General features: G+C 69.4%; 12 protein-coding genes and 1 pseudogene. 9 read left to right on the forward strand and 4 right to left on the reverse strand.

All coding sequences use genetic code 11. The features are described 5' to 3' along the window. Positions 1–26 precede the first annotated feature (26 nt). Complete coding sequence (locus KZX45_RS02940; RefSeq protein WP_248256186.1) at positions 27–503, reverse strand: hypothetical protein; 477 nt, start codon at positions 501–503, stop codon at positions 27–29. Between the two features lie 126 nt (positions 504–629). Here KZX45_RS02940 and KZX45_RS02945 point away from each other — a divergent pair, with 126 nt between their 5' ends. The 3 genes from KZX45_RS02945 (at position 630) to KZX45_RS02955 (ending at position 4,668) form a co-directional block, all read left to right on the forward strand. Next, entirely contained in the window at positions 630–1,865 is a 1,236-nt protein-coding gene (locus KZX45_RS02945; protein WP_248256187.1) for an amidohydrolase, read from the forward strand. Positions 1,866–1,987: 122 nt separating this feature from the next. After that, positions 1,988–3,292, forward strand: coding sequence for a lactate racemase domain-containing protein (locus KZX45_RS02950; protein ID WP_248256188.1), 1,305 nt, complete (start codon positions 1,988–1,990; stop codon positions 3,290–3,292). 50 nt (positions 3,293–3,342) lie between these two features. Further along, positions 3,343–4,668 carry a LarC family nickel insertion protein gene (locus KZX45_RS02955; protein WP_248256189.1) on the forward strand — a complete coding sequence of 442 codons (1,326 nt, stop codon included), beginning with the start codon at positions 3,343–3,345 and terminating at the stop codon, positions 4,666–4,668. Between the two features lie 2 nt (positions 4,669–4,670). Here KZX45_RS02955 and KZX45_RS02960 read toward each other — a convergent pair. After that, positions 4,671–4,925 (reverse strand): annotated as a pseudogene (locus tag KZX45_RS02960) (recombinase family protein); the annotation flags it as partial. A 95-nt stretch (positions 4,926–5,020) separates the two neighbouring features. Between KZX45_RS02960 and KZX45_RS02965 the strand changes: the two are divergent. Next, the gene (locus tag KZX45_RS02965; RefSeq protein ID WP_248256190.1) at positions 5,021–5,587 is read left to right on the forward strand and encodes a dihydrofolate reductase family protein; all 567 of its coding nucleotides are present in this window, start codon (positions 5,021–5,023) and stop codon (positions 5,585–5,587) included. Between the two features lie 107 nt (positions 5,588–5,694). Here KZX45_RS02965 and KZX45_RS02970 read toward each other — a convergent pair whose 3' ends face one another. Then, positions 5,695–6,342, reverse strand: a complete 648-nt coding sequence (locus tag KZX45_RS02970) for a response regulator transcription factor (RefSeq protein WP_248256191.1) — start codon at positions 6,340–6,342, stop codon at positions 5,695–5,697. Further along, a complete protein-coding gene (locus tag KZX45_RS02975) occupies positions 6,339–7,487 on the reverse strand; it encodes a sensor histidine kinase (protein ID WP_248256192.1) in 1,149 nt (382 codons plus the stop codon). The genes KZX45_RS02970 and KZX45_RS02975 overlap by 4 nt, the downstream gene beginning before the upstream one ends. 123 nt (positions 7,488–7,610) lie before the next feature. On the opposite strand from KZX45_RS02975, the gene KZX45_RS02980 reads away from it, so the two are divergent. From KZX45_RS02980 to KZX45_RS03005, 5 genes are all read left to right on the forward strand, one after another. Continuing rightward, a complete protein-coding gene (locus tag KZX45_RS02980; RefSeq protein WP_308221697.1) occupies positions 7,611–8,138 on the forward strand; it encodes a DUF6326 family protein in 528 nt (175 codons plus the stop codon). 840 nt (positions 8,139–8,978) lie between these two features. Further along, positions 8,979–9,722 carry a GntR family transcriptional regulator gene (locus tag KZX45_RS02990; protein WP_248256193.1) on the forward strand — a complete coding sequence of 248 codons (744 nt, stop codon included), beginning with the start codon at positions 8,979–8,981 and terminating at the stop codon, positions 9,720–9,722. Between the two features lie 182 nt (positions 9,723–9,904). Then, on the forward strand, positions 9,905–10,816 hold the full coding sequence (locus KZX45_RS02995; protein ID WP_248256194.1) for a ribokinase: 912 nt from the start codon (positions 9,905–9,907) through the stop codon (positions 10,814–10,816). A gap of 47 nt (positions 10,817–10,863) precedes the next feature. After that, positions 10,864–11,580 carry a deoxyribose-phosphate aldolase gene (gene deoC / locus KZX45_RS03000; RefSeq protein WP_248256195.1) on the forward strand — a complete coding sequence of 239 codons (717 nt, stop codon included), beginning with the start codon at positions 10,864–10,866 and terminating at the stop codon, positions 11,578–11,580. A gap of 92 nt (positions 11,581–11,672) precedes the next feature. Further along, complete coding sequence (locus tag KZX45_RS03005; RefSeq protein ID WP_248256196.1) at positions 11,673–12,608, forward strand: nucleoside hydrolase; 936 nt, start codon at positions 11,673–11,675, stop codon at positions 12,606–12,608. The last annotated feature ends 31 nt before the right edge of the window (positions 12,609–12,639 follow it).

Here is a 12,639-nt window from a genome sequence, read left to right on the forward strand (position 1 = left end):
GGCGTTCCCGCGGCGTGGGCGCCCCCTCAGGCACCGGTGTTCATCAGCCCGCCGATCCAGGAGAAGGCGGCGACGATGAAGGCGTTCAGGCCGACGGCGAGGCCCGCAAGCGCGGGCCAGCGGGGCCTGCGCCGCTGGGAGATGCCCACCAGGCCCAGCACCGCTGCGGCGAGGCCGAGGATGAGGGTGACGAAGAGCGAGACCGAGGTGTACAGGTCCTGGTCGGGCGCGGCGACCCGCTCGACGCTGAGGGCGTAGACCGCCTGCCAGACGGTCAGCACGACCGCGACGAGCAGCGCGGTCCACGCCACGGGGTTGCCGCGGCCGGTCGCCGTCCCTTTCTCGCCCGGCAGGTCGGTGTCAGCGGCTCCGGGAGCGAGGTCCGTCTCGTCGCGGTCACGGCGACGGCGCAGCCCCCGCCCGTGGCGGGTGGCGTCGTCCGCGGGGAGGCCGGGTTCCTCGGATCGACGCGCAGGGGTCTCGGGCCCGGTCGGCTCAGTCATGGTTCCTCCTCGGTGCGCCGCCACTGACCTCTTCAGCCTGCCAGGTTCCGTCGCCCGGCACGCGGCGCCGCGCCAACAGATTCCGCCGCGTCGCCGCGGGTGCCGGCGTCGGCCAGGATGGGCGACATGAACCACAACGGCCCTGCTCCCGCCCGTCGCCCCCGCGGAAGCGTCGCCGTCGTCGGCGGACGCGTCGTTCCCGTCGACGGCGAGCCGCTCGACGCGGGCACCGTGCTCGTGGTCGACGGCGTGATCACCGCCGTCGGCCCGGACGTCGCCGTCCCGGACGGGGTGCCCGTCGTCGACGCCGCCGGGCGCTGGGTGCTGCCCGGCTTCGTCGAGGCGCACGCGCACCTGGGCGTCGCCGAGGAGGGGGTCGGCTGGGCCGGCGACGACACGAACGAGATGACGGGGCCGAACATGGCCGCCGTGCGGGCCCTGGACGCGATCGACATCGAGGAGGAGGGCTTCCGGGACGCCCTCGTCGGCGGGGTGACCTCCGCCGTCGTCAAGCCCGGCTCCGGCAACCCCATCGGCGGGCAGAGCGTGGCGATCAAGACCTGGGGCGGCCGAACGGTCGACGAGCAGATCATCCGGGCCGCGGTGTCGGTGAAGTCCGCGCTCGGGGAGAACCCGAAACGGGTCTACTCGGAGAAGAAGCAGCTGCCCTCGACGCGGCTGGGCGTGGCCAAGGTGATCCGCGAGGCGTTCATGGCCGCGCAGGACTACGCCGCCGCGCGAGCCCACGCCGCGGCGGAGCGCAAGCCCTTCGAGCGAGACCTCGGGCTCGAGACGCTGGTGCGCGTGCTCGACGGCGAGCTCGTCTGGGACCAGCACACGCACCGGCACGACGACATCGCGACCGCCCTGCGCCTCGCCGAGGAGTTCGGGTACCGGCTCGTGGTCAACCACGGCACGGAGGGCGCGAAGATCGCCGACGTGCTCGCCGAGAAGGACGTCCCGGTGATCTTCGGCCCGATGCTCACCTCGCGGTCCAAGGTCGAGCTGCGCGACCGCGCCATCGCCAACCTGGCGCGCCTCGCGGAGGCCGGCGTGCGCGTCGCGATCACCACGGACCACCCGGTGGTGCCGATCAACTTCCTCGTGCACCAGGCCTCGCTGGCCGTGAAGGAGGGCCTCGACCGCGACGTCGCGCTCAGCGCGCTCACGCTCAACCCGGCGGCGATGCTCGGCCTGGACGACCGGGTCGGGGCGCTGCGGGAGGGGCTGGACGGCGACGTCGTCGTCTGGTCCGGCGACCCGCTGGACGTCTACTCCCGCGCCGAGCGGGTCTTCATCGAGGGCACCGAGGTGTACTCGTTCGAGGGCGGCGTGCGCGAGCGCGGTGAACGGTTCGCCTGAGTCGGCGGCATGCGGGACGGCGGACGGCGGGACGGCGGGACGGCGTCCACCGGTTGCCGCCTGTTGCCACCAGGTGCGCGCCGCGATTGCCGCGGGGCCCGCTGGTGGAGGAAGGTCTACCCATGACCTCGACGACGGTGGTACCCCGCGAACTGGTGGAGCAGGCGAGCACGATCGGCGGCTCCGACGTGGTCCTGACCGACGAGCAGGTGCACGAGCACATCCTCGCCTCGCTCGCCCGGATGAACCTCGACGGGCGTAGCGTCGCGGTGGTCGTCCCCGACGGCACCCGGTCCGTCTCCATGCCGCTGCTCATGCGCTCGGTGCACGAGGCGCTCGCCGGCCGGGCCACGACCGTCACGGTCGTCATCGCCCTCGGCACGCACGCCGCCATGAGCGAGGAGGCGATCGCGACGCACCTGGGCTTTGAGCCCGGGCGTCTGGAGGAGACCTACCCGGGCTGGCGCGTGGTCAACCACGAGTGGTGGAAGCCGGAGACCTTCGCCGACCTCGGCACCATCCCGGCCGAGGAGGTTGCGCGGTACTCCGGCGGCCGGCTCACCGACCGGCCGATGCACGTGATCGTCAACCGGGCCGTGGTCGAGCACGACGTGGCCCTGGTGGTCGGGCCCGTGCTGCCGCACGAGGTGGTCGGTATGTCCGGCGGCAACAAGTACTTCTTCCCGGGGCTGTCCGGGCACGACGTCATCGACATGTCGCACTGGGTCGGCGCCCTCATCTCCTCCTTCGAGATCATCGGCACCCGCGGCATCACGCCCGTCCGGGCCCTCATCAACGCCGCGGCGGACCGGATCCCGTCCGAGAAGCTGTGCGTCGCCGTCGTCACGGAGGCCGGGACGGACCGGCTGCACTCCGTCAGCGTCGGCACCACCGAGTCCGCCTGGGAGGGCGCCGCGGACATCGCCGCGGACAGCCACATCACCTACCTCGACCAGCCCGTGAAGCGGGTGCTGTCCGTCCTGCCGACGATGTACGACGACATCTGGACCGGCGCCAAGGGCATGTACAAGATCGAGCCGATCGTCGCCGACGGCGGCGAGGTCATCATCTACGCCCCGCACATCACGCAGATCTCCGCGATGCACCCGAGCCTCATGAAGATCGGCTACCACAACCGCGACTACTACGTGAAGCAGTGGGACCGGTTCAAGGACCACCCGTGGGGCGACCTCGCCCACTCCACGCACCTGCGCGGGCAGGGCACCTACGACCCCGAGACCGGCGAGGAGCACAACCGCGTCACCGTGACGCTGGCGACCTCCATCCCGCGCGAGGAGGTCGAGGCGGTCAACCTGCGGTGGATGGACCCCGCCGACGTCGACGTCGACGCGATGGAGGCCGACCCCGAGGTGATGGTCGTGCACAACGCCGGCGAGGTTCTCTTCCGCCTGCGGGACAGGTCCTGAGCGCGGGGCGCCCGGTCTGGCTGGACGTCAGCGCGGGGGTCGCCGGGGACATGCTCCTCGGCGCGCTCGTCGACGCCGGCGCGGACCTGAAGCAGATCCAGGCCGCCGTCGACGCCGTGGTGCCGGGCTCGGTCCGGCTGACCCGGGCCGAGGTGGTCCGGGGCGGGCAGCGCGCCACGAAGGTCGACGTCGAGCCGCTCGTCGACGACCCGCCGCACCGCCGGTGGACCACGATCCGCGAGATGCTCGAGCAGGCGGCGCTCGACGAGGTCACCCGCGAACGGGCCCTGGCCACCTTCGCGCGCCTGGCCGAGGCCGAGGGCCACGTGCACGGCACGAGCCCCGAGGACGTGCACTTCCACGAGGTCGGCGCCCTGGACTCCATCGCCGACGTCGTCGGCGTGTGCGAGGGGCTCCGGCTGCTCGGCGCCGGCACGGTGACCGCGACGGCGATCGCCCTCGGCGAGGGTCGGATCCGCGCCGCCCACGGCGACATCCCCGTACCCGTCCCGGCGGTGGCCCAGCTCGCCGTCGGCTGGCCGGTCGTGTCGGGAGCGCCGACGGCCGGACACGACCACCCCCCGCACGACCACGGCCACGGCCACCAGCACGAGCACGAGCACGAGCGCGAACACGCGCACGGCAACGACGACGAGCCCGAACGCACGGTGCGCTCGCCTGCCTCAGCACCGGCGGCACGCCAGGTCGGCGAGCTCGCCACCCCCACCGGGGTCGCCCTGGTCCGGGCGCTGGCGTCGTCGGCCGGGCCGATGCCCGCGATGACGCTGGCCGCCGTCGGTATCGGCGCGGGCACCAAGGACCTGCCGGGCCGCCCGAACGTCGTGCGCGTGCTGGTCGGCGAGGAAGCGACCGCCCCGCTGTCCGGCGGAGGCGTTCCCGGAACGCCGGCCGAGGTCGTGCAGCTCGAGGCGAACGTCGACGACCTCGACCCGCGGCTGTGGCCGGGCGTGCTCGCCCAGGTGCTCGACGCGGGGGCGCTCGACGCCTGGCTCTCCCCCATCCTCATGAAGAAGGGCCGGCCCGCGCACACCCTGCACGCCCTCTGCCCGCCGGGCTCCGCGGCCGACGCCGTGAGCGCGGCCATCCTCGCCCACACGACCACGCTCGGCGTGCGACAGCACGCACCCCTGCACCGCCGCGTGCTCGAGCGCAGCTGGCAGGAGGTCGACGTGGACGGGCAGCCTGTGCGCATCAAGGTCGCCCACGACGGCACGACGGTCCGCCAGGCCACCCCGGAGTTCGACGACGTCGCCACGGCGGCCGCGACGCTGGGGCTGCCCGAGCGGGTCGTGCTGGACCTGGCCCGGCGGGCCGCCCAGGAGTCAGGCCTTGAGCCGGGCGCACCGGCGCCCTGACCCAACCGGCCCTTGGCCTTGGCCACCTTCATCCACTCGCGGGTGCGCAGCCGGATCAGATCGGACTCGAACTCCAAGGTGTCGCCCGCCCGACAGGCGGCGGGCGCCTCCCGCAACCCAGGTCGCTCACAATTGGTGCCGGTCAGGCCGTGATCGACATAGATCCGGTCAGCCCCGACGCCGAAGCCGAGCAGAGCGTCGCGTTGAGCCGTCAGGTCCCGTTGATCGGTGGAGCATCGGGCGTATCCGACAAGCAGCGCGCTGCGGGCTCGGTGACCCCACCGTCGATGGTCTTGCCGGTATCGCCATGACGCTGCACCCTGTAACCCCCCAGTCCTGGCCGGAGGCCCCCATGGGCAAGCTGATCTACGCAGCCAACACCTCGCTCGACGGCTACCTCGAGGATGAGACCGGCTCCTTCGACTGGTCCGTGCCTGACGACGAGGTGCACGCGTTCTGGAACGAGCACGAGCGGCACATCGGCACCTCGCTCTACGGCCGCCGCATGTACGAGACGATGCGCGTCTGGGAGAGCGATGACTGGTTGGCGACCGAACCGGCCGTCGTCCGCGAGTACGCAGGGATCTGGCGTGACGCCGACAAAGTCGTCTACTCCTCGACGCTTGAAGAGGTCTCGACGGCGCGGACGAGGATCGAGCGGCAGTTCGACCCCGAGGCGGTACGACAGCTCAAGGAAACCTCCAACTCGGACCTGAGCATCGGCGGCGCGGCTATCGGTGCCGAAGCGTTCCGCCACGGGCTGGTGGACGAGTGCGTGCTGCTCCTGTGCCCCGTGACTGTGGGCGGCGGCAAGCCGGCGCTGCCCCGGGGCGTCCGGCTCGACCTCGAGCTGCTGGATCACCGACGGTTCCGTAATGGTGTGGTCTATGTGCGCCACGCGATACGAAGCGCTACCTGACACCGGCTGTGGCTATCGCGCTTGTCAGGGAGCGCCGCGACGGGCTCACCGCGGCGCGCTGCGCGTCCGGTGCGTCGCTGCCGGATCTTGCAGCCCCTTGTATGAGCTCAGGTGCGTCCCGTCTCGTGAGCCCACATGGCAACCTCGACCCGGTTACGCGCGCCGAGCTTGCGCATCAGGCTGGCCAGGTGGGTCTTGACGGTGCTGGGACTGATGTGGAGCTCGGTGGCGATCTCGCTGTTGGTCCGGCCTTGAGCGACTGTGACGAGCACTTGCTCCTCACGGGCGGTAAGCGGTTCTATCGGCTGCGCGGGTCGTCCACTCTGCGAGGCGGCGAAGGCCTCAAGTAGGCGGACGGTGACGCTGGGGGCGATGAGGGCCTCTCCATCGGCAGCCGCGTGGATTGCCTGGGTCAGGAGTGCTGGCCCGGCGTCCTTGAGGAGGAAGCCCCGGGCACCGGCTTTCAACGCCTCATAGACGTACACGTCGAGGTCGAACGTGGTGATTACCACGATTGGCAGGGGGTCGACGACGTCGGGTCCGGCAAGCTGGCGGGTGGCTTCGATGCCGTCCATCAGCGGCATGCGGATATCGAACAGGCCGACATCAGGACGTAGTCGCCGAGCCAGGCTCACGGCCTGGCACCCGTCGGCGGCTGCGGCGACGACCTCGATGTCGGGTTGGGCGTCCAGGAGCATCGTCAGGCCGGTGCGCACGATGTTCTGGTCATCGGCGATGAGCACCCGGATGCTCATAGCGCGGTACCGGCGCGGGGCAGCATCGCCTCGACGCGCCAGCCGCGGCCGGCGGTGGGGCCGGCGTGGAACGTGCCGCCCAGCAGCGTGGCCCGCTCCCGCATACCGATCAGGCCGTAGCCCGACGCGTTGCCGACGGGCGTGCTGGGGTCCCCATCGTCGTCGACCGTCAACTGCACCCGCTCGGGGTTGCCCACGACGCGCACGGTGACCCGGGAGGCGCAGCGGGCGTGCCGTCGTGCGTTGGTGACCGACTCTTGGGCCAGGCGGTAGAGCGCGGCGTCAAGCGCGGGGCTGAGATCGTCCAGCTCCCCGGAAACCTCCACGTGGACCGGCGGCCCTCCGTCGGCCTCACCGGCGAGCCGCTCGAGGTCAGCCACGCCCGGCCGTGGCGTGAAGTCCGCTTCCTCGGTGGCGCGCAGGACACCGACCATGGTGCGCAGTTCGGTGAGCGTTCGCGCGGCCGCGTCCTCGATGACAGCAAGGACCTCGGTGGCACGCTCGGGGTGAGACGCTGCGACGGCACGTCCGGCCTGGGCCTGGATGGCGATCCCGGAGACGTGGTGGGCGACTGTGTCGTGGAGCTCACGTGCCAGCTGCTCGCGCTCCCGGGCCCTGGCCTCGTCGATCTCGCGGATGCGCGTCTTCGCGTGGTAGCGGATCGCAGCGCCCAGGGCTGCGGCGAACAGGAAGAACCCATACCCGGCCGCCATCTCTGCCGGGCTCATCGGGTCGGCGACGTGAGTGATGACCAGCCAGACCAGGATGACCCCAAGTCCGGTCGCGGCCTCGCGGCCGGCTCCCCACCGGAACAGCGCATAGGCCAGGACGAGCACGGCCGAGATGCTGGACAGCAGATAGGCCTCCTCCCCCAGCAAGATCCTGGCGATATCGACGGTGATGAGCGTTCCGAAGGAGACCGCGACCGCCCCCAGAGGGTGGCTTCGCCGCCACGGCAGGGGGGCGAGGACGACAAGCACGGCGAGGAGCACCAGCGGGCGCGACGTCAGGTCCTCGCGGAGGACCGCCTCCGCCACCGACCACGTCGCGAGGACCGCGACGAGCGCCCAGTCGCGCCACACCCGTCGCGGCGGGTTCGCCGGTCGAGGCTCAGCCCACAACGAGCGCAGCGCCTCCGTCAGCATCTGTCCAGCGTAGGAACAACACGGCAGCGGCGTATCAGCCGAAAGCACGAGCGAGAGACCGTGCCTTCGGCCGGTCGGACTCCGGCCCGCGGGCTGATGTGCCCGCCGCCGGGCTCAACGATCGTGGACCTGCCGATCCTCACCACAACAACGGAGCCCACGATGAGAACACGTCAACTCACCACCCCGCTGGAGAACCCGCGCATGCCGGTGCAAGCGAAGCTCGCGGCAGCCTGGACCAGCGTCATGTTTCTCTATATCTACGTCGACTACTTCGCCCTCTACAAGCCCGGTGTCGTCGACGACATCCTGGCTGGCGTCGTCTGGGAGTTCGACATCAGCCAGACGTTGTTGACCGCTTTCCTCACGCTCATAGCGATCCCGACCCTGATGGTGACGCTCTCCATGACGCTGCCCGCCGGTGTGAACCGCGCCACGAACCTCGTCGTTGCATCGCTCTACATCCCCGTCTCGGCATTCAACGCGGTGGGCGAGTCCTGGACGTACTTCTACGGCCTTGGCGTCGCACTGGAAGTGATCCTTCTCGCCCTCATCCTGCGGTACGCCTGGACCTGGCCCCGCACCGCACCGTCGGCGACCATGGCGACCAGCCCAGACGGTGAAGCCGTTCGCGCCCAGCAGCACGTGTGAACCCAGAGCACTCCCCGTCCTCTCCGGAGCCATCCGCCTCGGTGCCGCGGTGTGGGCCTCCTGGCGGTGGGACACCAACTACCACTGGGACGTCGTGTAGGGGCCTTGTCGTCGTCCGCGTCACTGGCACCCGTCACGACGGACGGGCACGCCGAGCCGCCGTATCAGATCCGCCAGTCCCACCATCACCCAGGAAGGTCCCTGTCATGATCGAGGCACACGAGCTCACCAAGCGCTACGGCGACAAGTCCGCCGTGCACACCCTCAGCTCACCATCGCGCCCGGCACCGTGACCGGGTTCCGCCGCACTCCTGGGTGACCCCGAACGCTCGTCCTCGACGAGCCGGTCAACGGGCTCAACCCCGACGGCGTGCAGTGGGTTCGCCAGCTGGTGCGCGACCTGGCCGTCGAGGGATGGACCGTGTTCCTGTCCTCGCACCTGATAAGCGAGATGTCGACGACGGCAGCGGGGAAATCTCAGTGTGCAGCGTGTGTGATCTGCCCTCGTGTTCGTACAGCAAACGACAACCGGCACACCGACCAGTGGCAGCGAGATCACTCGAGGTGTGCCGCAAGCGGATCCCCTACTGGGATGGCTCACCTTGATGGTGCCCTCGGCGACAACTGCACACCGCTGCACGGGGCATCACGCGGCGAGACCGTCGCAACAGGGTGTACCCCCACGCCACATCTTGTGGCAAGGTGTTCTCCCTGTTGCCGCGAGTCCACTTCCGGGCCTCTGCAACAGGTGTGTGCGAGGTTCTGGACATGGCGCCGCACGTAGGGAGCCCCATCCCCAGCGCCTGATGAACCGGATTTGCGACCTGCTACATTCGCCGCGTGGCTGACCAGGGTTTTCTCGATCCGTCCCTGCCGGTGACTCTGCACGAACAGATCTCCAACGAGTTTCGTTCTCGCATTGCCTCCGGTACTTGGCCGCCGCGATACCGCCTCCCGAGCGAACCCGAGCTTGCGGCGGAACTCTCCGTCGGGCGTGGGACTCTCCGCCGAGCGCTCCTGACACTGCTGGAGGAAGGTCTGCTTCGCCGCGTGCCCGGCAAGGGCACGTTCGTCACCTCGACCACCATCGAACCCGCCATCGCCCAGAAGCTCACCGGCCTGAGCGAGGACTTCACCAGTCAGGGGATCGTGTCGGCCACTGAGGTGATCGACTGCTCCCTGATCGAGCCTCCGGCGCCCGTCGCGGCGCTGCTCGAGATTCCTGCGGGCGGCGAGGTGCTCCGCCTGTACCGTCGACGGTCCACGGCCGGTGGCCCGGTTGCCCTCCTCCACAACTACGTTCGCGCGGTGAACCTCCCCGGAATCGAGCACGTCGATTTTGAGAAGGAAAGCCTCTTCAACACGCTCGAGACCACCTACAGGCTGCGCATCGCGACCGCGCGCCGCACCTTCAGCGCCGAGCCGGCGAATGAGATGGTCTCCGAGCGACTCGGCGTGCCGCTCGGCAGCCCGGTCCAGTATCTCGAGCAGGTGACCTACCTCGCCGACGGGCACCCGATCGAGTATTCGGACGTCTGGATCCGCTCCGACCGTCTGCGGGTCACGTCGCTCCTGTCCCGCTGACAGGCGCCTGGACCGCCGCCGCCAGCGGCTTGGTGGCGGCGCTCTGATCCTGACGCCCTGCACCCCTGCGCTCGGTTCAACGCTGCCCCTGCGACGACTCGGGGTCTCGAACGCGTTGACGTCCGGGACGGCGCGCCGTACTCTCTGTCTTGTACATAGTTGTCTATAGACAGAGATGGTCGATGAAGATCGCAGTCGTGGGTGGATACGGGGTCGGGATGACCATGCGAGTCCCCCATTTCCCCACACCCGGTGAGACCGTCTCCGGCGGCGCCTACGCGGAAGGTCCCGGAGGGAAGGGGTCCAACCAAGCCATCGCCGCAGCCCGGCTGGGCGCGGACGTCTCTCTGCTTACGGCCATCGGGAAGGACCACCTGGCCGACGCGGCGGGGAGGCTCTGGGACCGGGAGAAGGTCCAGCACGACCATGTCGTCCGGACGGACTCGACCACGATGGTCGGCTTCATCCTCGTCGGCGACGACGGCGAGAACGAGATCGCCATCGCGCCAGGGGCGCTGAGCGACCTCACCGCCGACCACGTCGAAAATTTCCGCGAGACGATCCGCGACGCGGACATCGTCATGGTCTCGATGGAGATCCCGCTCGAGGCGGTCGGCGCGGCGCTGCGTATCGCCAAGGAGGAGGGGACGACCTCCCTGCTCAACCCGGCGCCCGCGGTCCGGCTGCCCGACGACCTCTGGGACTGGATCGACATACTCACCCCGAACCAGAGTGAGGCCGCCCAGATTCTCAACCTTCCGGTCACTCATGACCGGTCCGCCGCAGACGTCGCCGAGCAGCTCCGCGCCAGGACCGACGCCGCAATCGTCATGACTCTCGGCTCATCGGGATGCGCCGTTCTCGACGGCACCGAGTTCCGACAGGTCGGGGCATTTGCGCCATCCGAGGTCCTCGACACAACCGGAGCCGGCGACACCTTCAACGCGGCCCTCGCGGTCGCGATCGCTCGAGGGGAGTCCCTCGAACGTGCGGCCCGCTTCGCCAACGCTGCTGGGGCGCACGCCGTGACCAGGTCCGGCGTCATCGACGCCCTTCCGACCCCGGAACAGATCGCCAGGGTGATGGGGACCTGACCCTCCTGACCAACTGCCATCAGCACCAATCCTCAAACTCGAGACGAATGGAAACGAACGTGAACACCGAGATCGACTTCGCAAGCCTCCCGCCCCACGAGCTGGCTCCTTATATCCAGCACACACGCATCGAGACGGGCCTCACCCGCGACGACATGATCGCCCACGCCAAGGAGACCATCGAGTACGGCTTCAACGCGGCGATGGTGCCCGGCTCGTGGGTGCACGTGACGGCCAGGGAGCTCGAAGGCACCGGCATCGGCGTGGCCAGCGCACTGGACTTCCCGACCGTTGGCGTGACCACCCCCGCCGGCAAGGCGTTCGAGGCCGAGCAGCTCGTGAGGGCGGGTGCCACGCAGGTCGACATCGGCGTGCAGGTCGGCTACCTCAAGAGCGGCATGTATGACGAGTTCCGCGATGACATCGCCGGCGTCGTGAGCGCGGCCGGGGTCCCGGTCAAGGTCATGCTCGAGCTCCCGCTCCTGACCGACGACGAGAAGCGCGCCGCCGTGGATCTGGCCATGGAGGCTGGTGCCGCGTACCTCAAGAACGCCAGCAGCGGCGCCGTCGAGACGGCGAACCCCGACAGCATCCGCTACCTCGTCGAGGCCGCCAAGGACGGAGTGAAGGTCAAGGCCTCCGGCTCCATCAAGAGCTACCTGCAGGCCGTCGACCTGCTCAACGCCGGCGCCGTCCTTCTGGGCACCAGCGCCGGCATCGCGATCGTCACGAACAGCAACGACGAGAACGTCACGAGCTACTGACCGCCAGCCGGTCTTAACGCCTGCCCCGGGGCCCCGGGGGCGGGCACTGATCTGAACGTGCCGCGAGGATGCGGCCTATCGAAAGAGGAACTGTGACCCTGCGTCTGATCCACGACGTCGACACTGCCCAGGACGACGCCTTTGCCCTGCTTATCGGCATGCGCCACCCGAACTCGAACGTCGAGGCGGTGACCGTCAACTACGGCAACGTGAACTTCGACCAGATGGTCGAGAACACCCTGTACACCATCGAGGTCGCAGGGTTCGGCGGCAAGATTCCCGTGTACGAGGGTTGCCGCCTGCCGTTGATCGCACCGTTCGACGACTCCTCCTACGTGCACGGCGTCGACGGCTTCGGCGGCGCCAACTTCCCGAAGGCGAAGCAGCGGTCTGAGAGCGAGAACGCCGTCGCAGCACTGATCCGCCTGATCAACGAGAACCCGGGCGAGTTCACCATCATCGCCCAAGCACCTCTGACCAACCTCGCCTGCGCGGTCGCGGCCGACCGTTCCATCGCGGGGAAGGTCAAGGACCTCGTCGTCATGGGCGGGACCAACAACGCGGTCGGCAACGTCACCGCCGCCGCCGAAGCCAACTTCTGGCACGACCCCGAGGCGGCGAAGATCGTCCTCAACGCAGGTTTCCCCGTCACCCTGGTCACCTGGGACCTCACGATGACTCAGGGCCGCTTCAACGAGGCTCAGCTGCGCCAGATCGACGAGCTGGACACGCCCCAGTCACGCTTCTTCGCCAAGGCGAACCGCGCGAGCGTCGAGTACGTCAAGAAGACGCACGGCGTCGAGGGGAGCACGCACCCTGACTCGATCGCCGCAGCGATCGCTGTCGAACCTTCGATCATCAAGAAGGCGACTGAGTATTACGTCGATATCGAGACCCACGGATCCATCACCCAGGGCTACATGCTCGTCGACGCGGTCCGACGCTCGGGGCACGAGCCCAACGCGCGGGTGGTCGAGGAGATCGATCAGGACCTCTTCTTCGAAACCATGCTCAAGGTTCTTTCCTGAACGCTTAGGTCACCATCTCGCAATTGCGCGC

Source organism: Georgenia sp. EYE_87 (assembly GCF_023148685.1).
In the GTDB taxonomy this organism is placed as follows: domain Bacteria; phylum Actinomycetota; class Actinomycetes; order Actinomycetales; family Actinomycetaceae; genus Georgenia.

Excerpts from the sequence above, each read along its gene's own strand:
- deoC (WP_248256195.1), top strand. The coding sequence starts at position 10,864 with ATGGAAACGAACGTGAACACCGAGATCGACTTCGCAAGCCTCCCGCCC.
- KZX45_RS02970 (WP_248256191.1), bottom strand. The coding sequence starts at position 6,342 with ATGAGCATCCGGGTGCTCATCGCCGATGACCAGAACATCGTGCGCACC.
- KZX45_RS02995 (WP_248256194.1), top strand. The coding sequence starts at position 9,905 with ATGAAGATCGCAGTCGTGGGTGGATACGGGGTCGGGATGACCATGCGA.
- KZX45_RS02940 (WP_248256186.1), bottom strand. The coding sequence starts at position 503 with ATGACTGAGCCGACCGGGCCCGAGACCCCTGCGCGTCGATCCGAGGAA.
- KZX45_RS02975 (WP_248256192.1), bottom strand. The coding sequence starts at position 7,487 with ATGCTGACGGAGGCGCTGCGCTCGTTGTGGGCTGAGCCTCGACCGGCG.
- KZX45_RS02950 (WP_248256188.1), top strand. The coding sequence starts at position 1,988 with ATGACCTCGACGACGGTGGTACCCCGCGAACTGGTGGAGCAGGCGAGC.
- KZX45_RS02945 (WP_248256187.1), top strand. The coding sequence starts at position 630 with ATGAACCACAACGGCCCTGCTCCCGCCCGTCGCCCCCGCGGAAGCGTC.
- KZX45_RS02965 (WP_248256190.1), top strand. The coding sequence starts at position 5,021 with ATGGGCAAGCTGATCTACGCAGCCAACACCTCGCTCGACGGCTACCTC.
- KZX45_RS02955 (WP_248256189.1), top strand. The coding sequence starts at position 3,343 with ATGCTCCTCGGCGCGCTCGTCGACGCCGGCGCGGACCTGAAGCAGATC.